Genomic DNA, 24,016 nt, shown 5'->3' with positions numbered 1-24,016 from the left:
AGTGCCACCATTGCAGGTATGGCGCGAACAAAGTCGGAGCCGACCCGAATCCTCATCCTGGGTGGCGGTTATGTCGGGCTTTACACGGCCCTGGGGCTCCAGCGCAAGCTGCGCTCCGGCGAGGCTTCGGTCACCGTGGTCGACCCGCAGCCGCACATGACCTACCAGCCGTTCCTGCCCGAGGCCGCCGCTGGCGCCATCGAGCCCAGGCACGTCGTCGTCCCGCTGCGCCGCACCCTGAAGCGCTGCCACGTCATCACCGCCCGCGCCAGCAAGATCGAGCACGCCCGCAAGGTCGTCACCATCGAGGCGCCCGACGGCCACCTCGAGGAGCTGGGCTACGACATCCTCGTCGTCGCCCTGGGCTCGGTGGCCCGGCTGCTGCCCATCCCCGGCCTGGCCGAGTGCGGCGTGGCGTTCAAGACCATCGGCGAGGCCATCTACCTGCGCAACCACGTGCTGACCAAACTGGATCAGGCCGACAGCACGCTCGACCCCGACCTGCGCCGCAAGCTGCTGACCTTCACCTTCGTCGGGGGCGGGTTCGCGGGCATCGAGGCCCTGGGCGAGCTGGAGGACATGGCCCGCTTCGCGACCCAGTACTACAAGAACATCTCGCCGGACGACCTGCGCTTCGTGCTCGTCGAGGCGGCCGGGCGCGTGCTGCCCGAGGTGCGCGAGAGCCTGGGCGTCTACACCGTCATGCAGCTGGAGAAGCGCGGCATCGAGGTGTACCTGTCCACTCTCGCCAAGTCGTTCGAGAACGGGCACGTGGTGCTCTCCGACGGCACCGAGTTCGACAGCGACACCATCGTGTGGACCGCGGGCGTCAAGTCCAACCCGGTCCTGGCCGCGTCCGACCTCCCGCTGACCAAGCAGGGCAGGCTCAGGGCGAGCGCGTCGATGCGCGTCGAGGGCCTGACCGACGCCTGGACCGCCGGTGACTGCGCCGCCGTGCCGGACCTGTCCCGCACGCCCGACGACCCGACCGCGATCTGCGCGCCCAACGCCCAGAACGCCGTCCGGCAGGCCCGCCTGCTGGCCAAGAACATCGTCAAGGCCATGCGCGGCGGCGAGCCCAAGGACTACTTCCACAAGAACCTCGGCTCCGTCGCCAGCCTCGGCCTGCACAAGGGCGTCGGCGACATCATGAACTTCAAGGCCAAGGGCTTCATCGCCTGGTCGATGCACCGCGCGTACCATGTGAAGGCCATGCCGACGTTCAACCGCAAGGTCCGGATCACCCTGGACTGGTTAACGGGCGGCCTTTTCCGGCGCGAGGTGATCTCCATGGGGCAGATCAACGACCCCAAGGCGGAGTTCGCTCGGGTGTCCAAGGGCTGACGGCAAACGGCTCAAAGCGACTGGGCCAGCCGGAGGGAAACCGCGGAAACCCATCCCGAGCTGCGCTATCGCGCCTTAGGCTGCGGCTGCCCCCGTAGCCCAACAGGCAGAGGCAGCCCCCTTAAAAGGGGTTGAGTGCCGGTTCGAATCCGGTCGGGGGCACCATGCACGGGCAGTGATCCGGCGGCTACAGAAGGGTTTCGCGCGCCGTCGGGTCGTCCGGTCCGCTGTGGAGGTGGCGCGGCGGACCGGCGCATACCACGGAAACCGGGCCGCGGTCAGCGTCCTTTCGGCGCGCCGCGCCGAGTCCGATCGGCGCAATGATCGCGGCCGGACCCCGTTAGCGGCAGCGGTTTTCACCACCGGGGACGAGATCGCGAGCATGCGCCGCAGAACAGACCTGTTGGTCCTTTTCGGAACTTGACGCACGAGTAGGCGATTGCCCACAAGAGTCCACTGTGGATATCCAACCGGCAATCGGACCGGCACTCTAAGCTGCCGTGGTGGCGGAATACCGGATCGACGACCTGGCCCGGGCGGCGGGCACCTCGGTGCGCAATGTGCGCGTGTACCAGGACCGGGAGCTGCTGCCGCCGCCCGTGCGCCGCGGCCGCACCGCGATCTACAGCGACGCCCACCTCGCCCGGCTGCGGCTGATCCTGGCCATGCTCGAACGCGGCTACGCCTTCGCCCAGATCAAGGAGATGCTGGACGCCTGGCAGGCCGGGCACTCGCTGGCCGACGTCCTGGGGCTGGAGGAGGCCACCGGCGCGGCCTGGTCGCACGAGCAGCCCGCCATCGTGCGCATGGCCGACCTCGTGCGCATGTTCGGCGCCCAGGTCACCCCCGCCACCATCCGCAGGGCGCTTGAGCTGCACGTGCTGGAGCGCCACGGCGCCCACTTCGTCGCCCCGAGCCCCAAGTTGCTGGAGGCGGGCCGCGAGCTGGTCACCCTGGGCGTCCCGCTGGCCGAGGCCCTCCGCCTGGCCGCGGAGTTGCAGACCGAGACCGATCGCATCACCGCCCTGCTGGTCGGCATGGTCCGCCAGTACGTGCTCGACCCCAAGGGTCCCGACTGGCTCCCCAGCGGCGACGAGTTGCCGCACTACGCCGACGTGATCTCCCGACTGCACCCGCTGGTCATGTCCGCGCTCTCCGCCGCCGTCGACCGCTCGGCCCAGCGCGTGATCCCGCAGATGATGGGCGACCGCCTCATCGCGATGGTGGAGAAGGCCAGGCGGCGCGACGGGGCCGAGCCCGGCGCTTGAACCGTGACAACGGCCGTTGTAACGTTCGCTACTGACGCGTAACAACGACTTCACCGCGGGCGGTGACCCGACGCCGAGGAGACGCCGATGGCCACCGAACCGCTCCGGTTCCCGCACCGCCACCTGGTGGTCCGGCAGCGGACCGTGCGCTCCGGCGAGGTCGACCTCGCCGTGTTCGAGCAGGGGGACGCCGCCGCGCCGACCGTGGTGCTCGTGCACGGGTACCCCGACACCCACCGCATGTGGGACGGGGTGGCCGAGCGGCTGGCCGAGGACTTCCACGTCGTGCGGTACGACGTGCGCGGCGCGGGCGCCTCCGCCGCGCCCCGCAGGCGCGCGGACTACCGGACCGAGCGGCTGGCCGAGGACCTGTTCGCCGTGCTCGACGCCGTCGCCGACGGCCCGGCCCACGTGGTCGCGCACGACTGGGGCTCGATCCAGAGCTGGGAGGCCGTCACCGACCCGACGGCCCCGGCGCGGATCGCGTCGTTCACCTCCATCTCCGGGCCGTGCCTCGACCACGCCGCCCACTGGGTGCGGCGCAGGCTCGCCCGACCCACCCCGGCGAACCTGCGCGCCGTCCTCAACCAGCTCACCAACTCCTGGTACATCTACCTCTTCCACGTGCCCGTGCTGCCCGGCCTGGCCTGGCGGACGCTGATCGGCCCGCGCTGGGGCGCGCTGCTGGCCAAGGCCGAGGGCGTGCCGCGCACGCCGGGCCACCCGGCGCCGACGATCGCCGCCGACGGCGCGCGCGGCGTGCGGCTGTACCGGGCGAACATGCTGACCCGCATGCGCAGGCCGCGCCCGCGCCCGGCCGACGTCCCGGTGCAGGTGATCATCCCGACCCGCGACCGGTTCGTCTCCGCCGCGCTGGCCGAGGACCTGGAGCGCTGGGTCGCCAGGCTGTGGCGGCGGCGGATCGTGGCCGGGCACTGGGCCCCGGTCTCGCACCCGGACGCGGTCGCGCGGATGGTGGCCGAGTTCGTCGACCACGTCGGCGGCCAGCCGTCCACGCGCGGGCTCCAGCGCGCCAGGGCGGGCACGACGGGGTTCACCGGCAGGCTCGTCGTGGTGACCGGCGCGGGCAGCGGGATCGGGAAGGCGACCGCGCAAGCGTTTGCCGCGCTCGGCGCCGAGGTCGTCGTTGCCGACATCGACGCGACCGCGGCCAAGCGCGCCGCCGCCGAGATCGGACCCGCCGCCTACCCGCACGTCGTGGACGTCGCCGACGCCGACGCCATGACCCGCTTCGCCGAGGAGGCGGCCGCCGAGCACGGCGCGCCCGACATCGTGGTCAACAACGCGGGCATCGGCATGGCGGGCAGCTTCCTCGACACCACGCCCGAGGACTGGCGCCGCGTGCTGGACGTGAACCTGATGGGCGTCGTGCACGGCTGCCGGGCGTTCGGGGCGCTGATGGCCGAGTCCGGCGAGGGCGGGCACATCGTCAACATCGCCTCCGCCGCCGCGTACACCCCGAGCCGGGCCCTGTCGGCGTACGCGTCGAGCAAGGCCGCGGTCCTGATGCTGTCGGACTGCCTGCGCGCGGAACTGGCCGACCGCGGGGTCGCGGTCACGGCCGTGTGCCCGGGCATCGTCGCCACCGACATCACCAACACGACGACGTTCGTGGGCGCGGCCGACCAGGAGGGCATGCGCCGCAGGGCCACCGCCGCCTACGCCCGCCGCGGCTTCGGCCCGGAGAAGGTCGCCGCCGAGATCGTGCGGGCCGTGCGGGAGGGGATCCCCGTGCTGCCGGTGACCCCGGAGGCCCGCGCGGCGCGGCTGGCCGCCCGGTTCGCCCCCGGCCTGCTGCGCAGGCTCGCCCGCGTCGACGTCTCCGGCGGCCGCCGATGACCGACGACCTCGCGCTGCACCCCCGCGACGTCCGGTTCGACTGGAGTGACGTCCCGCTGCACTGGGTGCCCGGCGACCCGCTCACCACGCACGCGCTGAACACCCTGCACCTGGTGCTGCCCGAGGGCGAGCGGTGGTTCGTCCAGGTCTTCGGCCAGGCGCTGCCGCACATCCGCGACCCGAGGCTCAGGGAGCAGGTGCTCGGCTTCATCGGCCAGGAGGCCATGCACGCCAAGGCCCACGACGGGGCCGCCGCGCACCTGGCCGCGCTGGGCATCGACCCGGCGCCGTTCGTCGCGCAGATCGAGTGGCTGTTCCGCACCCTGCTCGGCGACCGGCAGGGCAGCGCCGCGGTCCGGCACCAGTGGCTGCTGGAGCGCCTGTCGGTGATCGCCGCGATCGAGCACTTCACCGCCGTGCTGGGCCAGTGGGTCCTCGACGCGGACGCGCTGGAGGGCGCCGACCCGACGATGCTGGACCTGCTGCGCTGGCACGGCGCGGAGGAGGTCGAGCACCGCAGCGTCGCCTACGACCTCTACATGCACCTCGACGGCCGCCGGTTCCGCCGCATCCGCACCATGGTCGTCGTCGCCCCGGTCCTGGCCTGGCTGTTCGTCCGCTCCACGCGCTGGCTCATGGCCAACGACCCCTCCCGTCCGGGCGCACCCCGCTGGCGCGACTACCTGCGGGCCGCCCGCGCGGGCCGCCTGCCCCGGCCCGGCCAGCTCCTGCCCGCCGTCTGGCGCTACCTGCCGCGCGGCTACCACCCGAGCCAGGAGGGCGACACCGCCCAGGCCGTGGCCTACCTCGCGGCCTCCCCGGCGGCGAAGGCGGCGCTGTGAGCCGCCCGCCCGCGGACCTCTACGGACGGCAGCGGGCCGACCGGATGTTCCGCGCGCTCGTGCCCGTCGTCGGGGCGTTCCGGCGGGCGTCCGAACGCGGCGCGCGGCGGCAGCCCCCGGTGCGCGCGGTGGACCGGGACCTGCGGGTCGTCGTGCGGTCGTCCTCGGTGGAGGCCGACGGCGTGGTGGCCGTGACGCTCGCCGACCCGGGCGGCGCGCCGCTGCCGGGCTGGCGGCCCGGGTGCCACCTCGACGTCGTGCTGCCGTCCGGGCTCGTGCGCCAGTACTCCCTGTGCGGCGACCCGGCCGACCGGCGCACGTACCGGATCGCGGTCCGCTCGGTGGGGGCGGGATCGGCGGAGGCGCACGCGCTGACCGCGGGCACGCCGCTGGTGGTGCGCGGGCCGCGCAACGCGTTCCCGTTCGTCGGGCCGGGGCCTTACCTGTTCATCGCGGGCGGGATCGGGATCACGCCGATCCTGCCGATGGTCCACGCGGCGCGCGGCTCCGACTGGCGGTTGGTCTACACCGGACGCGACCGGCGGTCCCTGCCGTTCCTGGCGGAACTGCCGACCGAGCGGGTCCGGGTCCGCACCGACGACGAGCACGGCGTGCCCACCGCGGCGGACCTCTTGCGGGACGCGCCCCCGGGCGCGGCGGTCTACTGCTGTGGACCGGCCCCGCTGATCGATTTGGTGAAAGCGGCGTGGCCGGGCCGGTTCCACGCCGAGCGGTTCGCCCCGCCGCCGGTCGTCGGCGGACGGCCGTTCGAGCTGCAACTGGGTGTCGGCGGCCCGGTGGTGCCGGTCGCCGCCGACGAGACCGCGCTCACGGCGCTGCGCCGGGTCCGCCCGGATGTCGCCTACTCGTGCAGGCAAGGGTTCTGCGGGACCTGCCGGGTCCGGGTGCTGTCGGGTGGACCGTCCGAAGAGGACGGGATGTTGGTGTGCGTCGCGCGAGCCGACGGCGGTCGCGTCGTCCTGGATGTGTGAGAGGGAACCATGACCAAGATCGAGGTCAGCTACGAGCGCCGCGGCGGCGGTGAGCCCCTGGTGCTGCTGCACGGGATCGGCCACCGGTGGCAGGCGTGGGAGCCGGTCATGGACCGCCTCGCCGAGCGGCACGACGTCATCGCCCTGGACCTGTTCGGCTTCGGCGCGTCGCCGATGCTGCCCGAGGGCCGCGCGTACACCGTTCCCGGCGCGGTCGCCGCGCTGGCCGAGGTGTTCGACGACCTCGGCGTCACCCGCCCGCACATCGCGGGCAACTCCCTGGGCGGCATGCTCGCGCTGGAACTGGCAGCGCGCGACCTGGTCCGCTCGGCGACCGTGCTGTCCCCGGCCGGTTTCTGGACCGCGCGCGACCGCGCGTGGGCGATCCGCGTGCTCAGCGGCATCCGGCTCACGGCGCGGCTCAAGCCGTCGCTGCAGCGGATCCTGTTCGCCAGCAAGCTCGCCCGGTTCGCGGGCGGCAGCCTGCTGTTCGGCAGGCCGTCCTGGCTGACCGCCGAGGTCATGCTGGCCGACATGGCCGCGATGGCCGCAGCGCCCGGCTTCGACGCGGTGATCGCCGCGGGCGGGCGGGACTACTTCTACCTGAGCCCGGCCCCCGAGGTCCCGGTGACGGTCGCGTGGGGCACCCGCGACCGCATCCTCTGGCCGCGCCAGGCCCGCCGGTGCGCCGAGATCCTCCCCGACGCCCGCCACGTGTCCCTGCCCGGCTGCGGCCACGTTCCCATGGGCGACGACCCGGACCGCGTCGCCGACCTCATCATGGCCACCTGCCGGGAGGCGGCGCTCACCCCTTGATGGTCGCGGCCACCATGACGAGCAGCGTGCCGAACACGCTGTTCCAGTAACCGACCTGCAGGCCATCGACGCCGCCGTACTGCACTGTCCACACCAGAACGGTCAGCAGCAGGAGCGCCGCACCCGCCCGCAACACGATGCCGGACAACAGCAATCCGGCGGCGACGATCGCGGCGCCCAGCAGGGTGAGCACGGCGATGGAGGTGACCAGCCCGGCCCGCTCGTCGTGGACGCCGGTGAACAGGTCGGCGATCGGCACGGACGTCCCGGCGATCCCGTCGTGCCACGGAGTGAACGCGCCGTAGCCGACGGCGACCACGCCCGCGAGTCCCAGCAGCCAGGCCAGCAGTGTCCGCACGCCACCGGAGTGTAATCGCCGGGGGTGGCGGCGGACCGTCAGAACAGCTCCGGCAGGCGGCGGGCGACCTCGTCCGGGGACGGCATGCGGGCGATCTCCTCGGCGACACCCCGTGCGGAGTCGCGGTACGCGGGATCGGACAGCAGCTTCGCCGCGTGGTCGGCGATCGCGTCCGCGCTCGCGTCCTGGGGGAGCAGACGCGCCCCGACACCGGCGGTGTGCAGGGCCTCGGCGTTGGCGAACTGGTCGGCGCCCTGGGGCAGGAGCAGCTGCGGGACGCCCGCGGCGAGCGCGCTCATCATGGTGCCGCTGCCGCCGTGGTGGACGGCCAGGGTGGCGTGCGGCAGCAGGTCCGCCTGCGCGACCCACGGGTACGCGCTCACGGTGTCCGGCAGGGGACCGAGGTCGCTCGGGGACACCCGGCCGGTGGCGACCACGACGGGCACGCCCAGGCCCGCGAGCGCGGTGATGGCCGTGCGCAGGAGTTCGGGAGTGCCGAACGCGGTGCCGAGCGTCAGGTAGACCAGCGGCCCGGCCCAGGACCGCGGGCCCGGCTCGGCGTAGGGGACCGGCCGCAGCTCGATCCGGTCGGTCGCCGCCAGGAACGCCCGGTCCTGCAGGGACGGCGGGCAGATGTCCAGGTGCGGCAGCCCGGGCACGACGTCATCGGGCAGCTCGAGGCCGATCCCCGCCGGGAACATCCGGCCGAACCCGTGCCACGCCCCCGCGATCCCGGCGCCCGCGGCGGCGGTCGCGGCCCCCGGCACGCCCCAGCCGTGGACGACCAGGTCGGGCCGCCACCGGGCCAGCTCGGGGGCCAGGTCCTCGGCGTAGATCTCGTAGAACGCATCGGCAGGGCGGAACGGCAGCAACCCGTTGGCCGCCAGCGGTTCATGGACGTTCTCGCCCGCGGCGAACCGCACCTCGTGCCCCGCGGCCCGCGCCGCGACGGCGAGCGGGATCAGCGGGTAGGTGTGCCCGACGGACGCAAGGCTGGCGAACAGCACGCGCATACCGGGCAACCTACCCGCCGACCGCGTCAGCTCAGCCGCTCGAGCACCATCGCCATGCCCTGGCCGCCGCCGACGCACATCGTCTCGAGGCCGAACTGCTTGTCGTGCCACTGCAGCGAGTTGATGAGCGTGGCGGTGATCCGCGCGCCGGTCATGCCGAACGGGTGGCCGACGGCGATGGCGCCGCCGTTGACGTTCAGCTTGTCCTCGGGGACGCCCAGGTCGCGCGCGGACGGGATGACCTGCGCGGCGAACGCCTCGTTGATCTCCACGAGGTCGATGTCGTCGATGGTCAGCCCCGCCCTGGCCAGCGCCCGCCGGGACGCCTCGACCGGGCCGAGGCCCATGATCTCCGGCGACAGGCCGGACACGCCGGTGGACACGATCCGCGCCAGCGGCGTCAGGCCCAGCTCGCGCGCCTTGGTGTCGGACATGATCACCAGGGCGGCCGCGCCGTCGTTGAGCGGGCAGCAGTTGCCCGCGGTGACGCGGCCGTCGGGGCGGAACACCGGCTGCAGGGTCGCGGTCTTCTCGTACGTCACGCCGGGCCGGGGGCCGTCGTCGGTGTCCACGACCGAGCCGTCCGGGCGGGTGACCGGGGTGATCTCGCGGGCCCAGAAGCCCGCCTTGATCGCGGCCTCGGCCAGGTTCTGCGAGCGCACGCCGAAGTGGTCCATGTCCTCGCGGGTCACGCCCTTGAGCAGGGCGAGGTTCTCCGCGGTCTGGCCCATGGCGATGTAGGCGTCGGGGACGACGCCGCTCTCGCGCGGGTCCTGCCAGGAGCCCGCGCCCTTCTCCGCGACGGCGGCCGTGCGGGCCATGGCGTCGGCGAACAGCGGGTTGCGGGTGTCCGGCCAGGTGTCGGAGCTGCCCTTCGCCGCGCGCGACACCGTCTCCACGCCCGCGGAGATGAACACGTCGCCCTCACCGGCCTTGATGGCGTGCATCGCCATCCGGGTCGTCTGCAGGGAGGAGGCGCAGTAGCGGGTGATGGTGCAGCCGGGCAGGTGGTCGTAGCCGAGCAGCACGGCCACGATGCGGCCCATGTTGAAGCCCGCCTCGCCGCCGGGCATGCCGCAGCCCAGGATCAGGTCGTCGATGTCCCTGGGGTCCAGCGCGGGGACCTTGTCCAGTGCGGCCCTGACCATCTGGGCGGTCAGGTCGTCGGGGCGCATGTCCACGAGCGAGCCCTTGCCCGCGCGGCCGATGGGGGAGCGGACTGCGGAGACGATCACGGCCTCTGGCATGGCGTTACTCCTCAAGCGCGGCGATTACTAAGCGGTAGCTTAGGTCGGTCGGCCAGGCGCGACAAGGTGCGCCGCGCTCAGCTGCGCCGACCCTCCCACAGCCCGGCCGCGGCGCACAGCGGAGCCAGCAGCATGTCCGCCGCCAGGCCGTAGCCCGCCCCGTTCGGGTGGAACCGGTCGGGGCTGAACAACTCCGCGTGCCGGTCCACGAAATGCCTGGTCAGCAAGGCCGCCATCGGCACGACGACGGCGCCGGACCCGGCCAGCGCGCGGGCCTGCGCCCTGGCCAGCGCCAGGCTGTAGCGGCGGGCCACCTCGCGCAGCGGCTGCGGGATCGGCCGGATGGCGCCCAGGTCGGGGCAGGTCCCCACGACCACGGCCACGCCAGCGGCCAGCAGCCGGTCCACCTGCCGGGCCAGCAGCGCGGCCGACTCGGCGATCCCCAGCCGCGCGGTCACGTCATTGCCGCCGACGAGCACCAGCGCCACCGCGGGCGGGTCGGTCAGCGCGGCGTCCACCTGCGCGGCCAGATGCGTCGTGCGCGATCCGACGACGGCGTGGGTGACCAGCCGCACCGGCTCGCCCAGCTCCTCGGCCAGGCCGCGGGCCAGCCGCACCCCGGGCAGCCGGTCCGCGCTCTCCGCGCCGAGGCCCGCCGCGCTGGAGTCGCCGAACACCGCGAACGACAGCGCCGCCCCGCGCGCCACCGGCCCGGTCCCGTCCGGCAGGTACACCCCGTCGGCGAGGAACGGCCGGTCCTTGGGGACCCCAATCACCGTCCGCGCCCGCTTCGACTGCGTGTTCAACAGGCCGTACGCGCCCGCGGACAGCCCGCCCAGCGACCCCACCGCCACCGCCAGCATCCGCAGCCCCGGCAGCACCCTCTCCACCATCGCCATACCCCCTTTCCTCACCAGGGATATCGCTCTCCCCCCACCATCCGTTGTACCCAAAGGCGCTGACAGCAGCCTTGGAGACGGTCAGCGGATAGGGTGAGGGCCAGTTCCAGGAAGTGAGATGGAGGACCCCGGTGGACTACGTCGAGCACGTCATCGACCTCGTCGGCGACACCCCGCTGGTCAAGCTGAACGCGCTCGCCGAGGGCCTGGAGCCGCTGGTCCTGGCGAAGGTCGAGTACCTGAACCCGGGCGGCAGCGTGAAGGACCGGATCGCGGTCCGGATGGTCGAGGCCGCCGAGCGCTCCGGCGAGCTGCGCCCCGGCGGCACCATCGTCGAGCCGACCTCGGGCAACACCGGTGTCGGCCTGGCCATGGTCGCCCAGCGCAAGGGCTACAAGTGCGTCTTCGTCTGCCCCGACAAGGTCAGCGAGGACAAGCGCAACGTGCTGCGCGCGTACGGCGCCGAGGTCGTCGTCTGCCCCACGGCCGTGGCCCCCGAGCACCCGGACTCCTACTACAACGTCTCCGACCGGCTGGTGCGCGAGATCGAGGGCGCCTGGAAGCCCAACCAGTACGCCAACCCGGAGAACCCGGCCAGCCACTACCACTCGACCGGCCCCGAGCTGTGGCGGCAGACCGAGGGGCGGATCACGCACTTCGTCGCGGGCGTGGGCACCGGCGGCACCATCTCCGGCACCGGCCGCTACCTCAAGGAGGTCTCCGACGGCCGGGTCAAGATCATCGGCGCCGACCCGGAGGGCTCGGTGTACTCCGGCGGCACCGGCAGGCCGTACCTGGTCGAGGGCGTCGGCGAGGACTTCTGGCCGGACACCTACGACCGCGGCGTCGCCGACGAGATCATCGCCGTCTCCGACGCGGAGTCCTTCGAGATCACCCGCAGGCTCGCCCGCGAGGAGGGCCTGCTGGTCGGCGGGTCGTGCGGCATGGCGGCCGCGGCCGCGCTGCGCCTGGCCAAGCGCCTCGGCCCCGACGACGTGGTGGTCGTGCTGCTGCCCGACGGCGGCCGCGGCTACCTGTCCAAGGTCTTCAACGACTCCTGGATGTCCCAGTACGGCTTCCTTCCCGCCGACCACTCCGGCGCGACCGTGGGCGACGTGCTGCGCCGCAAGACCACCGGCGGGGCGCTGCCGGAGTTCATCCACGCCCACCCGACCGAGACCGTCGCCGACGCGGTGGCCATCCTGCGCGAGTTCGGCGTCAGCCAGATGCCGGTCGTCAGCGCCGAGCCGCCGGTGATGGCCGCCGAGGTCGTGGGCGCGGTCAACGAGCGCGACCTGCTCGACGCCCTGTTCGCGGGCAAGGCAGCCCTGGCCGACCGGCTCGACCTGCACATGTCCCCGGCGCTGCCGACGATCGGCGCGGGCGAGCAGGTCACCGCCGCGATGGCCGCGCTCGCCTCGGCCGACGCCGCGCTCGTGCTGCTCGACGGCAAGCCCGCTGGCGTGGTCACCAGGCAGGACCTGCTGGGATTCCTCGCCGGGAAATGATCGCCCAATCCCGGCGCGGATAAACCCGATCCGATAGCGTTGCCGTCGTTAGGCAACAAACCAGGTCAATAAGGGGTGGGAAACCCGATGAGTGCTCCCCAGCCGCCGAACCAGCCGTGGCAGCCCGGCAGTCAACCAGGCGGCCCGGGGCCGGACGCGGGTTCGACGCCTGCACCGTCCACCGACACCGGCGCCGACGGCGTCGAGCGCACCCAGGCGATCCAGCCTGGCCAGCCGCTGCCCGGCGCCTCCGGCGCCGACGACGACAACGCCGACCGCACCCAGGTGGTGCGGGGCGCGGGCGCGACCCCGGCGCCCGGCGGCGACCACACCCAGATGGTGCCGCCCGGCTCGGTCCCGCAGACCCCGCCGTACGCCCAGCCCGGCGACCACGGCCAGTACCCCGGCCAGCACGGCCAGCAGCCCCCCGGCCCGTACGGCCAGCCGGGCGGGTTCCCCGGCCAGCCGCCGCAGCCGGGCTACGGCCCGCCGCCCGGCTACCCGCAGCAGCACGCCTACGGCCCGGCGGCCGGGGGCCAGGGCGGGACCGCGATGGTGCCGATGATCGTGCAGGGCGTCGTCGCCCTGCTCGGCCTCATCGGGCTGATCCTGACGCTCACGCTGATCTTCGAGGCCATGGACTTCGCCGAGTTCCTGCCGGGGCAGATCTGGGCGTACCTGATCCTCGCCGTGCTGGGCTCGGCCCTGGCGATCGCGGGCGCCGCGCTGCTGTTCATGAAGAAGAACGGCCTGGCGTCGCTGGTGGTCGCAGGCGGCGGCGTGCTCCTGCTCGGCGCGATCCTGATGATGACTGAGGGCATGGGCGCCTCGTCCCGCGTGGTCTTCCTGCTGATCTTCGGCATCCTGATCACCGCGGCGGGCGCGCTGGCGTTCATCCCCGGCGCGAAGCAGTTCCTGGTCTCCGGCGCCGCGGCGGGCGGCCCGGCGGGCTACGGCGGCCCGAACCACTTCGGGCAGCCCGCGGGCTACCCGGGTCAGCCGCAGCAGCAGAACCCCTACGGCCACCAGCCGCCGCAGCAGCAGCCCTACGGCCAGCAGCCCGGCGGGTTCCCCGGCCAGCAGCCGCAGTACGGCCAGCCGCAGCAGCCCTACGGCCAGCCCCAGCAGCAGCCCGGCTACGGCCAGCAGCCGCAGCCCGGCGGCTACCCGGGCCAGCAGAACCCGTACGGCCAGCAGCAGCCGCCGCAGCAGTGGTGACCTGACACGGAAGCGGGCCCCGGAGCGATCCGGGGCCCGCTTCGCGTTTCCGGCTCAGCCCAGCGCGGCCAGCAGGTCGGCGACCAGGTCGGCCGCTGACTCGATGCCCACCGACAGCCGGAGCAGGTCGGACGGCACCTCCAGCAGCGAGCCCGCCGTGCTGGCGTGCGTCATCCGCCCGGGGTGCTCGATCAGCGACTCGATGCCGCCCAGGGACTCCCCGAGGGTGAACAGCCTGGTCCGCGCCGCGACGTCCAGCGCTGCCTGCTCGCCGCCCGCCACCTGGAACGACACCATGCCGCCGGGCCGCCGCATCTGCTTGGCCGCGATGTCGTGGCCGGGGTGCGTCTCCAGGCCCGGGTAGTACACCTTGGTCACCTTCGGGTGGCCCGCCAGCGCCGCCACGATCCGCTCGGCGTTGTCGCAGTGCCGCTCCATCCGCACCGCCAGGGTCTTCGCCCCGCGCAGCACCAGCCACGAGTCGAACGGGCCGGGCACCGCGCCCGCGGAGTTGCGCAGGAACGCGAACCCCTCGTTCAGCTCGGTGTCGTCGGTGATCAGCGCGCCGCCGACCACGTCGGAGTGCCCGCCCAGGTACTTGGTGGTCGAGTGCAGGACGACGTCGGCGCCCAGCGCCAGCGGGGTCTGCAGGTACGGCGTGGCGAAGGTGTTGTCGATGACCAGCCGCGCCCCGGCCTCGGCGGCCACCGCGGCGAGCGCGGTGATGTCGACAATCCCGAGCAGCGGGTTGGACGGCGTCTCCGACCAGATCACCTTGGTGGTCGGCCGCACGGCGGCGCGGGTGGCGACCGGGTCGCTCAGGTCGACGGCGGTGTGCTCCACGCCCCAGTGCGCGAGGACCTTGTCGAGCAGCCGAAAGGTGCCGCCGTAGGCGTCGTTGCCGAGGATGACGTGGTCGCCGGGACGGCACAGCGTCCGCAGCGCCACGTCGGTGGCCGCCATGCCGCTGGCGAAGGCCAGGCAGTGCCGCCCGCCCTCCAGCGCCGCCAGCGCCTCCTCCATGACCGTCCGGGTCGGGTTGGCGGTGCGGGAGTACTCGTAGCCCTCGCGGAGCCCGCCCACGCCGTCCTGGGCGAACGTCGAGGTCTGGTAGATCGGCACGATCACCGCCCCGGTTCGCGGGTCCGGATCCTGCCCAGCGTGAATCGCCCTGGTCTCAAACCCCCAGCGCGCGGTGTCCTCAGCCATACGGCCTAGCGTACGGCCGCGGAAGACGAGGACGCCCGCCCCCGGGCGGGGGCGGGCGTCCTCGGGTGGTGCGGGATGATCAGTCGCTGCTCTGCAGCATGTAGAGCAGTCGCAGGATCTCCAGGTACAGCCAGACCAGCGTGGTCATCAGGCCGAAAGCGACGTACCAGGCCCACTTCGACGGGGTGCCCGACCGGATCATCGTGTCGGCCATGTCGAAGTCGAGCAGGAAGTTGAACGCCGCGATGCCGATGAACAGCAGGCTGATGCCGATGCCGAGCGGGCCCGCGTCGCGGATGCCGAGGTCGACGCCGACGAACGACAGCAGCAGGTTGATCAGCATCAGACCGGCGGCGCCGATGGTGGCGCCGATGATCCACTTGGTCAGGCGCGGGGTGACCTTGACCGCGCCCGTGCGGTAGACCACGAGCATGGTGATGAACACCAGCGCGGTGCCGAGGATCGCCTGCAGGGCGATGCCCGGGACGAACGCCTCGAACACGCCGGTGATCGCACCGAGGAACACGCCCTCCGCGGCCGAGTAGGCCAGCACCAGGGCGGGGTTCGGGGTCTTCTTGAAGATGATGACGAGCGACAGCACGAGGCCGACGATCAGACCGCCGATCATCGGCGGCCACGGCTGGATGGCCCCGCCGAGCACCGCGATCGCGGTGATGACGCCGGTGACCAGGGCCGTGCCCAGGGTCGCCGCCGTCTTCGTGACGACGTCGTCCACGGTCATCGGACGGTCGCCGGTGGTGGGCGGCGCCGGGTAGCCGCCGTAGCCCGGCTGGCCGGGCTGCTGGTAGCCCTGGGCCTGGGGCTGGAAACCCGCGTAGCCCCCGCCCACCGGCAGGTTGCGGAACGCGGGGTTGCTGGTAGAACGCACCTGATCCTCCTGGGCCTTTAATGGCGCCTTCACGGGATTCAACGCTCGGGCAAGCCCGTTGGTTCCCGCTGGGTAAAAGCCACTTTACCCACTTGGCGGCGGTTCCTGTCGTCGGGATTACCCCGCCCGCAGCCTAGCCGCGCCCACTCGGCCGTGCGCAAAGTCGCCCCGGCTGGCGGATTGCGCTGATCACGTTCAGAAACCAGGCTCGCACACGGCGTATCCCCACGGTGATTAGGAGCCGCTCCCGCCATGGCCCGAACCCCGCTCGCCGCCCGGATGGCCGCGGGCCTGACCAGCGCCGCCGTCGTCGCCTGCCTGACCACGGTCGCCACCGCCCCCACGGCCGCCGCCGCCGTCGACGAGGGGCTCGGCCACCGGACCACCCCCGCCCAGCCGTACCGGGGCAACCCGGACTCCTACGACTGGCTCGGCTCCTACATGGTCGACGGCAAGCAGGTGTGGTGCGTGCAATACGCCCACAAGGCCCCGGACACCAACGAGCAGTACAAACCAGGCGAGCCGCTGAAGACCAAGTGGGGCACCGCGCTGCCCGCCGACGTCGCCGCGGACATCTCCTACCTGCTGCTGCGCTACACCAAGACCACGAACGCCGACGAGGCCGCCGCGCTGGCCCACCTGCTGCACTGGTGGACCGCGGGTCCGCAGAACCCCCGGCAGCTCGACCCGTCCAACGACTACCGCACGATCGCCTACGACGCCCCCTTCCACCTGGCCAAGCTGCCCCAGGGCGCGCGGGCGGCGGTGAACCGGCTCAAGGCCGACGCCACCGCGAACCGCGGCCCGTGGAAGGCCACGATCACCGCTCCGACCGACGGGCAGGTGATCGGCACGCCGGACGAGTGGACGATCGACGTCCGCAACGCCCGCGACGCGGGGGTGGCCGATGTCGACATCACGCTGACCCTGACCGACGCCACCGTGGGCGGGAAGAGCACCCTGACCGTCTCGACCGGAGCGGACGGCACGCCCGCCACGGTCAAGGTCACCCCGACCGGGCCCGACCCGAAGGTCGCGATCTCGCTGCTCAGCCCGGCCGACCGGCCGGTCGTGCGCAAGGCGGTCCAGGTCGACACCCAGCGCGTGGTGAGCACGGGCGGGGAGAAGGAGCTGACCGCGGCCAAGGCGGTGAAGGCCGTGACCGCGCCCGGCTCGGTGGCCGTGGCCAAGGTCGACGCCACGACCGGCAAGGCCGTCGCCGACGTCTCGCTGCGGGTCACCGGCGCGGACAAGGAGTCCCCCGCCGTCGGCCAGGACGGCAAGCCGCTGGTCGGCGCGGACGGCGCGCCGGTCGTCGTGGTCACCGGCGACGACGGCACCGCGAAGCTGGCGAACCTGCGCACCCCGCAGGAGATCTGCCTGGTCGAGGTCGCCGCGCCCCCGGGCTACGACGACGCCTTCGACCCGAACGCCCCGCCGAGCGTCTGCGGGACCGTGGAGCCGGGGGACACGCTGGCGTTGAAGCTGGAGAACGTCCCCGACAAGCCGACGGTGCCGCGCACGATCCCGGCCGGTGACGAGCCCGCGGCGGCCGCGATGTCCGCGGGCGGGGACGGCCCGTCGACCGGGCTGCTGGTCGGCATCGGCGCGCTGGCCGCCATCGTGGTCGCCGCCGTCGGGCTGCTGCTGGCCCAGTCGCGGCGCAGGCGCGAGGTCGTCGGCCGGGCCATGCGCGAGGACTGGGGCTACTGACCGCCGTGGTCGGCCGTCCGCTGGTCGCGGGCGCGGCGGGGATCGCCGCGCTCGCGCTGGTCGCCGTGCTCGTCGGCGGCGACGTGACGACGCCCGGGGCCGCAGTGGCCGCCCCGGCCCCGCCCGCGCCCGCCGCGGGCGTCATCGGCGCGGCGCTGCCCGTGCCGCCGCCCGACCCGTCGACGAGCGCGGCCCCGACCAGCACCCCGTCGCCGCCCGCCGCGCCGCCGACCGCCCAGCCGAAGCCGCAGCCGCGCGCGCAGTCGCCGGGGACGGTCCGGCTGCGCGGCGGCGGCGAGGCCCGGCTCGTGCGCGCCGAGCTCGGCCCGGACGCCACGCTGCCCGTGCCGGAGAACCTGCGCGAGGCCACCTGGTGGGGCGCGGACCTGGCCGCGGCCGAGGGCGCGACCGTCCTGGCCGGGCACGTCAACTGGCAGGGCCGCACCGGCCCGTTCGCCGAACTGTGGGACGCCCGCGCGGGTGATCCGGTCTCCGTGGTCGCCCTGGACGGGCGGGTCTGGGAGTACCGGGTCAGCGAGGTCGTGACGCTGCCCAAGGACGATCTCCCGGCCCGCGCCGAGGAGCTGTTCGGCCAGACCGGCCCGCACCGGCTGGTGCTGGTGACCTGCGGCGGGCGCTGGGTCGGCGGCGCGGACGGCTACGAGTCCAACCGCATCGTCGTCGCCGTGCCCGCCTGACCGGCCCGCGCGGTCCGCCGCTTCGCGCTATCGCTCGATCCGGTGATTCCGGACGAGTGGCGATCACCGCATGAGCGTTCCTCTCGTTTTACCGTGGGGGGCAACTGACGCGGATCGCACACGTCTTCACAGGCAAGTCGGGGAGGACGGATCGGAAGGGGCGCCCATGAGCCGCAGGCGTTGGGACAAGATCGGGTTCGGGATCGCGCTGATCCTGACCTTCGTCGTCCTGCTGGTGCTGGGGACCGTCCGACCGGAGGTCGCGGGCACGCCGGTGGCCGGGCCGCCGGTGCCGCAGGCCGCCGACGAGCCGGAATCGGTCCCGGCGCCGTGGATGCGCAGGCTGGAGCCGGGGGAGAGGCCGCCGCAGTTCGTGCTGTTCTCCTTCGACGGCGGCGGGTCGCACGAGCACTGGCAGCGGTTCATGGCCATCGCCGAGGAGTCCGGCGGGCGGTTCTCCGGCTTCCTGTCCGGCATCTACCTGCTGCCCGACTCCCGGCGCGGCGAGTACACCGGGCCGGGCCACCGGCCGGGGCGGGCGTCCATCGGCTTCGGCGGCTCGGAGGCCGACGTCGCCACGCTCATCGCCGACCTGAACACCGCGGTCGAGCGCGGCCACGAGATCGGCACCCACTACAACGGACACTTCTGCCAGGGCTCCGCGCTGGGCGTCGGCGAGTGGAACACCGCGCAGTGGAACTCCGAACTGGACCAGTTCTTCGCCTTCGTCGAGCAGGCCCGCGCCGACGGGCTCAAGGTGGACCCCGCGTCGATCCAAGGTGGACGGACGCCGTGCCTGGAGGGCGACCGCTCGATCCTCGGCCCGGTGCTGGCCGAGCGCGGCATGAGCTACGACACCAGCGCGGTCTCCGACGGCATCGCCTGGCCGTACCGCGAGCACGGGATCTGGCAGTTCCCCATGCCGAGCGTGCGCGTGCCGGGCGTCGGCCACAAGAAGACGATCATGATGGACTACAACCTCTGGTACGTGCAGAACAAAGCGCGCAACGAGCCGCAGCGCGCCGAGGAGTTCGCCGAGGTGACGCTGGAGACCTATGAGGCCGCCTACGCGGCCGCGTTCGACGGCAACCGCGCGCCGCTGGTCGTCGGCAACCACTTCAACGAGTGGTCCGGCGGCGGCTTCACCCGGGCGACCGAGCGCTTCATGGCGGGCGTCTGCGCTCGCCCGGAGACGGTCTGCGCGACATACTCGGAGGTCATCGACTGGATGGCGCTGCAGGACCCGGCGGTGCTGGAGGCCTTCCGCGCGATGCCGCACGCGCAGGTGCCGCTGCCGTAACCCGATCGTGGGGCTTGCCGGAGATAATGAAAACCGCTATCACTACGGGGGTCATCCGTCCCCGCACGAGAGTTGCCCGTAGTGAAGATCGCGTTCGTCGGCAAGGGGGGCAGCGGGAAGACCACCCTCGCCTCGCTGTTCCTGCGCCACCTGGCCGCCGAGTCCCCCGCCCCCGCCCTGCTGGCGCTGGACGCCGACATCAACCAGCACCTGGCCGCCGCGCTCGGCGCCCCGGACGGCCTGCCGCTCCCGACCCTGGGCGCCCACCTGGCGCTGATAAAGGACTACCTGCGCGGCGACAACCCGCGCGTGCTGTCCGCGGCCGACATGGTCAAGACCACCCCGCCGGGTCGCGGGTCGCGGCTGGTCCGCGTCGATGAGGACAACCCGGTCTACGACGCGTGCGTGCGCGTCGTCGAGGGCGTCCGGCTCGCGGTGACCGGCCCGTTCGCCGAGTCCGACCTGGGCGTGGCCTGCTACCACTCCAAGGTCGGCGCGGTCGAGCTGCTGCTCAACCACATGGTCGACGGGCCGGGGGAGTACTGCGTGGTCGACATGACCGCGGGCGCGGACTCCTTCGCGTCGGGCCTGTTCACCCGGTTCGACGTCACCTTCCTGGTGTGCGAGCCGACCGTGCGCAGCGTCGGCGTCTACCGGCAGTACCTCGACTACGCCCGCGACTTCGGCGTGCGGGTCGCGGTGGTCGGCAACAAGATCAGCGACGACGAGGACCTGGCCTTCCTGCGCGAGCGCGTCGGCGACGACCTGCTCACCTGGGTCGGCCGCTCCGCCCACGTGCGCGCGACCGAACGCGGCGAGGTCCGCCCGATCGACGACCTCGAGCCGCGCAACCGCGACGCGCTGCGCGCGATGCGGTCCCTCGTGGACGGTGTGGACAAGGACTGGCCGCGCTACCAGCGCCAGGCCGTGGAGTTCCACCTGCGCAACGCGGCAGCGTGGGCCAGCGACCGGGCGGGCCGCGACCTCGCCGAGCAGGTCGACCCGGACTACGTCCCTGGACCGGTTCTGATCGGGTAGGCCATGCTCTGTCCCATGGCGACATACCTGGTCACCGGGGCCACCGGGCTCATCGGCAGGCACTTCGTCCGCGAGCTGCTGGCCCGGCCGGACACCGACCGGGTGTGGCTGCTCGTGCGGGAGCAGTCCCGGGACCGGCTCGACCGCGCGGCCCGGGACTGGCCCGCCGCCGACCGCGTCGCCACGGTGATCGGCGACGTGTCGCTGCCCGGCCTCGGCCTCGCCGACACCGACGAGCTGCGCGGCGTGGACCACGTCGTGCACCTCGCGGCGCTGTACGACGTGACCGCCGACGACGAGACCAGCATCGCGGCCAACGTGGACGGCACCCGCAACGTCATCGATCTCGCCGCGGGGATCGGCGCGGGGCGCCTGCACCACGTGTCGTCCGTCGCCGTCGCGGGCGACTACCGGGGCCGCTTCACCGAGGACATGTTCGACTCGGGTCAGCGCCTGATCACCGCGTACCACCGCACGAAGTTCGAGTCCGAGCGGCTGGTGCGCACGCAGAAGGACGTGCCGTGGCGGGTGTACCGGCCCGCGATCGTCGTCGGGCACTCCGAGACCGGCGAGATGGACAAGGTCGACGGCCCGTACTACCTCTTCCCGGCCCTGGCCCGGCTGGAGTCGCTGCGCGCGCTGCCGCTGGTGTTCCCCGACATCGGCGACACCAACATCGTGCCGGTGGACTACGTCGCCAAGGCCATGGCGGCGCTGGTGCCGTCGCCCGGGCTGGACGGGCGCACGTTCCACCTGGTCAACCCGCGTCCGCAGCCGGTGCGCGAGGTGTACGACGCGTTCGCCGCCGCCGCGGGCGCGCCCCGGGTGGCCGCCGAGGTGCCGCGCGCGCTGGCGCAGCCGCTGCTGGGGCTCGTGCGGGCGGCGGAGAACGTGCCCGGGGTGTCGCTGGCGGTCGACGCGGGTCTCGACCGGCTGGGCATCCCCGCGGTGCTGCTGCGGACGCTGACGTTCGCGCCGCGCTTCGACTCGGCGAGGACGCGCGCCCTGCTGCCCGACGTCGAGGTTCCCCGGCTGGCGGACTACGCCGACGTCCTGTGGCGGTACTGGGCAGAGCACCTCGACCCGTTCCGCGCCCGGGTCTCCGGCGACTCGCTGGCCGGGCGGCGGGTCGTGATCACCGGGGCGTCGTCGGGCATCGGGCGGGCGACGGCGCTCAAGGTGGCCGCGGCGGGCGGCGTCCCGCTGCTGGTGGCCCGCCGCGAGGCCGAGCTGGAGGAGGTCCGGGCGGAGATCGCCGCGGCGGGCGGGGAGGCGCACGTGTACCCGTGCGACCTGACCGACGAGGACTCCGTCGCCAAGGCGGTCGCGGCGATGCTGGCCGAGCAGCCAGCGGTGGACATGCTGGTCAACAACGCCGGACGGTCGATCCGCCGGTCGGTGCGGCTGTCCTACGACCGGTTCCACGACTACGAGCGGGCGATGGCGATCAACTACTTCGCGCCCGTCCGGCTCATCCTCGCGCTGCTGCCGCACATGACCGAACGCCGGTTCGGGCACATCGTCAACGTCTCGTCGATCGGGGTGCAGGGGATCGCGCCGCGGTTCAGCGCGTACGTGGCGTCGAAGGCCGCGCTCGACCACTTCAGCAAGATCGTCGCCACCGAGACCCACGGCGCCGGGGTCACCTTCACCACCGTCCACATGCCACTGGTCCGCACGCCGATGATCCGGCCGACCAAGATCTACGACGCGTTCCCGGCCAAGTCGCCCGACCAGGCCGCGGACATGGTGGTGCGCGCGTTGGTGGAGCGGCCCAAGCACATCGGCACGCCGACGGGGTACCTGATCCAGGCCGCGTACACGCTCGCGCCCGGTCTGGTCGACGCGGTGGCCTACCAGGGCTACCGGATCTTCCCCGACTCGGCTGCCGCGGGCGGGGGCGGCGGGCTGCGGCTCGGCAAGGGGGAACGGAACCTGACCGCCGCCGCCCGCGCGTTGGCGCGGCTGACCCGGGGTTTCCACTGGTAACGTGCGAAAGCATGGTCAACCAGCACGATGGCGATCCGGCGGGCTTCTCCGTGGTGCGCCACGGCTTCGACCGCAACCAGGTCAAGCAGTACCTGCGCCGCGTGGAGGACGACGCCCTGCGCTCGGCAGCCGAGCGCGACGAGGCCCTGTCCCGCGTCGCCGAGCTCTCCGGCGAACTGGAGATCGCCCGCCGGGAGATCACCGCCCTGACCGCCCGCATGGACCAGCTGGCCGCGACGGCGGGCCCGGACGCCGAGCGGATCCTGCAGGTCGCCCGCACCCAGGCCGCGGAGATCACCGCCCGCGCGAAGGCCGCGGCCGAGACGGCGTGGGCCGGGGCGGAGGAGGCCAGCACCGCACTGCGCGACCGCTACCGCCGCCTGCTCGCCGAGCTGGACCGCCAGCACCAGGAGCTGCACGCGGACCACCAGAAGGTCATGGACGACGTCCGCAAGAAGTCCGTCGACCTGACCCTCACCGCCGACCGCCGCCGCCAGGCCCTCGACGACCAGGCCGAGCAGGAACGCAAACGCATCCAACGCCAGTTCGACGACGACATGGCCGCCAAGCGCGCCGACCTGACCCGCGAGCTGGAGGCCGAACGCGCCCGCGTGGCCGACGAGTCCCGCCGCATCATCGCCGACGCCACCGCCGAGGCCGAACGCCGCATCACCCACGCGACGAACGAGGTCGAGCGCCTGACGAGCCTGCGGGGCGAACTCGTCAAACGCCTCCGCGGCGCCGGAGACCTCCTCGACCGCAGCGCGGAGCTGCTGGAGCCGTTGGAGGCGGAGGCGGAGTCACCGACCACGGTGGAGCCGGTCGCCTCGGCGGTGGAGGAGCCTGCCGCGGCCACACCTGCGGGGGACTCGTCGGCTGCTGCAGGGGGTACGCCAGCCGCGAGCCTGCCTGCAGGGGATGCGCCCGCCGCGAGCACGCCCGCAGGAGCTGGGTCAGCCGCGATCGCGCCTGCAGGGGATGCGGCTGCCACGAACACGCCCGCAGGAGCTGGATCAGCCACGAGCACGCCCGCAGGAGCTGGATCAGCCACGAGCACGCCCGCAGGGGATGCGCCCGCCGCGAACACGCCCGCAGGAGCTGGATCAGTCGCGAGCGCGCCTACAGGGGATGCGGCTGGCGCGAGCGCGTCTGCAGGGGATGCGCCCGCCGCGAGCACGCCTGCACGCGGTGAGCCAGCTGAGGACGCGCGTGTCGAGGAGAAACCCGCCCCCGCACCGGCAGGCACCCCGCACCCCGCGCCCCCCGCTGCCAAGGCGAAGCAGGCCAGGAAGTCACCCGCAGGCAGGAAGCCGGGCGCGAACTGACCGGCGGGCGGCGAACTCAGCCGCCACCTGGGCCGCCACGGGCCGGACATGGAGCTGCCCACTCAGATGTTCGGATCATATGATCTCACCATCGGAATGATCAGAGCATCTGAACAATTGTTCAGATGGTCGCATCATCTCCGCCCTGCCTGCCTACGGGCTCTGGCGGAGGCGGTCGACGCCCTGGTCCGGGGTTTGGGGCTCGGTGTCCCTGGTCGTGGGGGCGGCGGGCAGGTCCTCCGGTTCGAGGCAGCCGCCCACCAACGTCGTCTGGCCGTCGACCTCGACGTAGTGGCCCGCGTCCTCGCAGGTTGCGGCCTGGACGGTGAACACCGCGACGCCGGTGAGGGCCATGGCTGCCAGGGCGGCGCCTGCCAGGGAGGCCGCGCCTGCGAAGCGGGTGCCGACAGCCATCGTGTGCGCCTAACGTGAGAACGACAGAAACCCGCCACCGAGCGTACCGGCCCGGTGGCGGGTGTACCTGATAGCC

At 73.2% G+C, this 24,016-nt stretch carries 21 protein-coding genes and 1 tRNA gene; 15 read left to right on the top strand and 7 right to left on the bottom strand.

Annotated features, from left to right (window positions below):
* The first annotated feature begins 18 nt into the window (after nt 1–18).
* The 7 genes from IEY98_RS01320 (at nt 19) to IEY98_RS01290 (ending at nt 7,122) form a co-directional block, all read left to right on the top strand.
* On the top strand, nt 19–1,344 hold the full coding sequence (locus tag IEY98_RS01320) for an NAD(P)/FAD-dependent oxidoreductase (RefSeq protein ID WP_189208437.1): 1,326 nt from the start codon (nt 19–21) through the stop codon (nt 1,342–1,344).
* 88 nt (nt 1,345–1,432) lie between these two features.
* Nucleotides 1,433–1,509 (top strand) — tRNA-Leu (locus IEY98_RS01315).
* Nucleotides 1,510–1,847: 338 nt separating this feature from the next.
* Complete coding sequence (locus IEY98_RS01310) at nt 1,848–2,612, top strand: MerR family transcriptional regulator (protein ID WP_189208436.1); 765 nt, start codon at nt 1,848–1,850, stop codon at nt 2,610–2,612.
* An 87-nt stretch (nt 2,613–2,699) separates the two neighbouring features.
* Nucleotides 2,700–4,472, top strand: a complete 1,773-nt coding sequence (locus IEY98_RS01305) for an SDR family oxidoreductase (protein ID WP_189208435.1) — start codon at nt 2,700–2,702, stop codon at nt 4,470–4,472.
* Complete coding sequence (locus IEY98_RS01300; protein ID WP_189208434.1) at nt 4,469–5,314, top strand: metal-dependent hydrolase; 846 nt, start codon at nt 4,469–4,471, stop codon at nt 5,312–5,314. The genes IEY98_RS01305 and IEY98_RS01300 overlap by 4 nt, the downstream gene beginning before the upstream one ends.
* Nucleotides 5,311–6,306 (top strand): PDR/VanB family oxidoreductase, encoded by a 996-nt coding sequence (locus IEY98_RS01295; RefSeq protein WP_229786439.1) that lies wholly within the window; start codon nt 5,311–5,313, stop codon nt 6,304–6,306. Before IEY98_RS01300 ends, IEY98_RS01295 begins: the two co-directional genes overlap by 4 nt.
* Before the next feature lie 9 nt (nt 6,307–6,315).
* Nucleotides 6,316–7,122 (top strand): alpha/beta fold hydrolase, encoded by an 807-nt coding sequence (locus IEY98_RS01290; RefSeq protein ID WP_189208433.1) that lies wholly within the window; start codon nt 6,316–6,318, stop codon nt 7,120–7,122.
* Here IEY98_RS01290 and IEY98_RS01285 read toward each other — a convergent pair.
* From IEY98_RS01285 to IEY98_RS01270, 4 genes are all read right to left on the bottom strand, one after another.
* Nucleotides 7,112–7,480, bottom strand: coding sequence for a hypothetical protein (locus tag IEY98_RS01285; RefSeq protein ID WP_189208432.1), 369 nt, complete (start codon nt 7,478–7,480; stop codon nt 7,112–7,114). The genes IEY98_RS01290 and IEY98_RS01285 overlap by 11 nt on opposite strands.
* A gap of 38 nt (nt 7,481–7,518) precedes the next feature.
* Entirely contained in the window at nt 7,519–8,493 is a 975-nt protein-coding gene (locus IEY98_RS01280; protein WP_189208431.1) for a glycosyltransferase, read from the bottom strand.
* Between the two features lie 26 nt (nt 8,494–8,519).
* Nucleotides 8,520–9,740 (bottom strand): acetyl-CoA C-acetyltransferase, encoded by a 1,221-nt coding sequence (locus IEY98_RS01275; protein WP_189208430.1) that lies wholly within the window; start codon nt 9,738–9,740, stop codon nt 8,520–8,522.
* A gap of 77 nt (nt 9,741–9,817) precedes the next feature.
* Nucleotides 9,818–10,639, bottom strand: a complete 822-nt coding sequence (locus tag IEY98_RS01270) for an SGNH/GDSL hydrolase family protein (RefSeq protein WP_229786438.1) — start codon at nt 10,637–10,639, stop codon at nt 9,818–9,820.
* A 131-nt stretch (nt 10,640–10,770) separates the two neighbouring features.
* On the opposite strand from IEY98_RS01270, the gene IEY98_RS01265 reads away from it, so the two are divergent.
* Nucleotides 10,771–12,147, top strand: coding sequence for a cystathionine beta-synthase (locus IEY98_RS01265; RefSeq protein WP_189208429.1), 1,377 nt, complete (start codon nt 10,771–10,773; stop codon nt 12,145–12,147).
* Nucleotides 12,148–12,234: 87 nt separating this feature from the next.
* Nucleotides 12,235–13,365, top strand: a complete 1,131-nt coding sequence (locus IEY98_RS01260) for a hypothetical protein (protein WP_189208428.1) — start codon at nt 12,235–12,237, stop codon at nt 13,363–13,365.
* 54 nt (nt 13,366–13,419) lie between these two features.
* Here the strand turns inward: IEY98_RS01260 and IEY98_RS01255 are convergent, their stop codons facing one another.
* Both IEY98_RS01255 and IEY98_RS01250 read right to left on the bottom strand, forming a co-directional pair.
* The gene (locus tag IEY98_RS01255) at nt 13,420–14,574 is read right to left on the bottom strand and encodes a cystathionine gamma-synthase (RefSeq protein WP_189208427.1); all 1,155 of its coding nucleotides are present in this window, start codon (nt 14,572–14,574) and stop codon (nt 13,420–13,422) included.
* Nucleotides 14,575–14,653: 79 nt separating this feature from the next.
* Nucleotides 14,654–15,463, bottom strand: a complete 810-nt coding sequence (locus IEY98_RS01250) for a Bax inhibitor-1/YccA family protein (protein ID WP_189208426.1) — start codon at nt 15,461–15,463, stop codon at nt 14,654–14,656.
* A gap of 252 nt (nt 15,464–15,715) precedes the next feature.
* On the opposite strand from IEY98_RS01250, the gene IEY98_RS01245 reads away from it, so the two are divergent.
* From IEY98_RS01245 to IEY98_RS01220, 6 genes are all read left to right on the top strand, one after another.
* Nucleotides 15,716–17,176, top strand: coding sequence for an MSCRAMM family protein (locus IEY98_RS01245; protein WP_189208425.1), 1,461 nt, complete (start codon nt 15,716–15,718; stop codon nt 17,174–17,176).
* Nucleotides 17,177–17,181: 5 nt separating this feature from the next.
* The gene (locus IEY98_RS01240) at nt 17,182–17,874 is read left to right on the top strand and encodes a class F sortase (RefSeq protein ID WP_229786436.1); all 693 of its coding nucleotides are present in this window, start codon (nt 17,182–17,184) and stop codon (nt 17,872–17,874) included.
* Between the two features lie 166 nt (nt 17,875–18,040).
* Nucleotides 18,041–19,174, top strand: coding sequence for a polysaccharide deacetylase family protein (locus IEY98_RS01235; RefSeq protein WP_189208424.1), 1,134 nt, complete (start codon nt 18,041–18,043; stop codon nt 19,172–19,174).
* 81 nt (nt 19,175–19,255) lie between these two features.
* On the top strand, nt 19,256–20,212 hold the full coding sequence (locus IEY98_RS01230; RefSeq protein WP_189208423.1) for an ATP-binding protein: 957 nt from the start codon (nt 19,256–19,258) through the stop codon (nt 20,210–20,212).
* Between the two features lie 15 nt (nt 20,213–20,227).
* Entirely contained in the window at nt 20,228–22,201 is a 1,974-nt protein-coding gene (locus tag IEY98_RS01225; protein ID WP_189208422.1) for an SDR family oxidoreductase, read from the top strand.
* An 11-nt stretch (nt 22,202–22,212) separates the two neighbouring features.
* Nucleotides 22,213–23,526, top strand: coding sequence for a hypothetical protein (locus IEY98_RS01220; protein WP_189208421.1), 1,314 nt, complete (start codon nt 22,213–22,215; stop codon nt 23,524–23,526).
* 153 nt (nt 23,527–23,679) lie between these two features.
* Here IEY98_RS01220 and IEY98_RS01215 read toward each other — a convergent pair whose 3' ends face one another.
* Nucleotides 23,680–23,940: a hypothetical protein gene (locus tag IEY98_RS01215; RefSeq protein WP_189208420.1), complete on the bottom strand. Its 261-nt coding sequence runs from the start codon at nt 23,938–23,940 to the stop codon at nt 23,680–23,682.
* Nucleotides 23,941–24,016 lie beyond the last annotated feature (76 nt).

This window comes from Actinokineospora fastidiosa (genome assembly GCF_014648415.1).
Taxonomy (GTDB): domain Bacteria; phylum Actinomycetota; class Actinomycetes; order Mycobacteriales; family Pseudonocardiaceae; genus Actinokineospora; species Actinokineospora fastidiosa.
The sequence above is the reverse complement of the archived record's forward strand: the minus strand, read 5'-3'. Positions and strand labels throughout refer to the sequence as shown.

Bases quoted from the DNA above. Each gene is read 5' to 3' on its own strand.
- IEY98_RS01320 (WP_189208437.1), top strand. From the start codon at position 19: ATGGCGCGAACAAAGTCGGAGCCGACCCGAATCCTCATCCTGGGTGGC.
- IEY98_RS01305 (WP_189208435.1), top strand. From the start codon at position 2,700: ATGGCCACCGAACCGCTCCGGTTCCCGCACCGCCACCTGGTGGTCCGG.
- IEY98_RS01300 (WP_189208434.1), top strand. From the start codon at position 4,469: ATGACCGACGACCTCGCGCTGCACCCCCGCGACGTCCGGTTCGACTGG.
- IEY98_RS01290 (WP_189208433.1), top strand. From the start codon at position 6,316: ATGACCAAGATCGAGGTCAGCTACGAGCGCCGCGGCGGCGGTGAGCCC.
- IEY98_RS01280 (WP_189208431.1), bottom strand. From the start codon at position 8,493: ATGCGCGTGCTGTTCGCCAGCCTTGCGTCCGTCGGGCACACCTACCCG.
- IEY98_RS01275 (WP_189208430.1), bottom strand. From the start codon at position 9,740: ATGCCAGAGGCCGTGATCGTCTCCGCAGTCCGCTCCCCCATCGGCCGC.
- IEY98_RS01270 (WP_229786438.1), bottom strand. From the start codon at position 10,639: ATGGCGATGGTGGAGAGGGTGCTGCCGGGGCTGCGGATGCTGGCGGTG.
- IEY98_RS01260 (WP_189208428.1), top strand. From the start codon at position 12,235: ATGAGTGCTCCCCAGCCGCCGAACCAGCCGTGGCAGCCCGGCAGTCAA.
- IEY98_RS01255 (WP_189208427.1), bottom strand. From the start codon at position 14,574: ATGGCTGAGGACACCGCGCGCTGGGGGTTTGAGACCAGGGCGATTCAC.
- IEY98_RS01245 (WP_189208425.1), top strand. From the start codon at position 15,716: ATGGCCCGAACCCCGCTCGCCGCCCGGATGGCCGCGGGCCTGACCAGC.
- IEY98_RS01235 (WP_189208424.1), top strand. From the start codon at position 18,041: ATGAGCCGCAGGCGTTGGGACAAGATCGGGTTCGGGATCGCGCTGATC.
- IEY98_RS01225 (WP_189208422.1), top strand. From the start codon at position 20,228: ATGGCGACATACCTGGTCACCGGGGCCACCGGGCTCATCGGCAGGCAC.
- IEY98_RS01220 (WP_189208421.1), top strand. From the start codon at position 22,213: ATGGTCAACCAGCACGATGGCGATCCGGCGGGCTTCTCCGTGGTGCGC.
- IEY98_RS01215 (WP_189208420.1), bottom strand. From the start codon at position 23,940: ATGGCTGTCGGCACCCGCTTCGCAGGCGCGGCCTCCCTGGCAGGCGCC.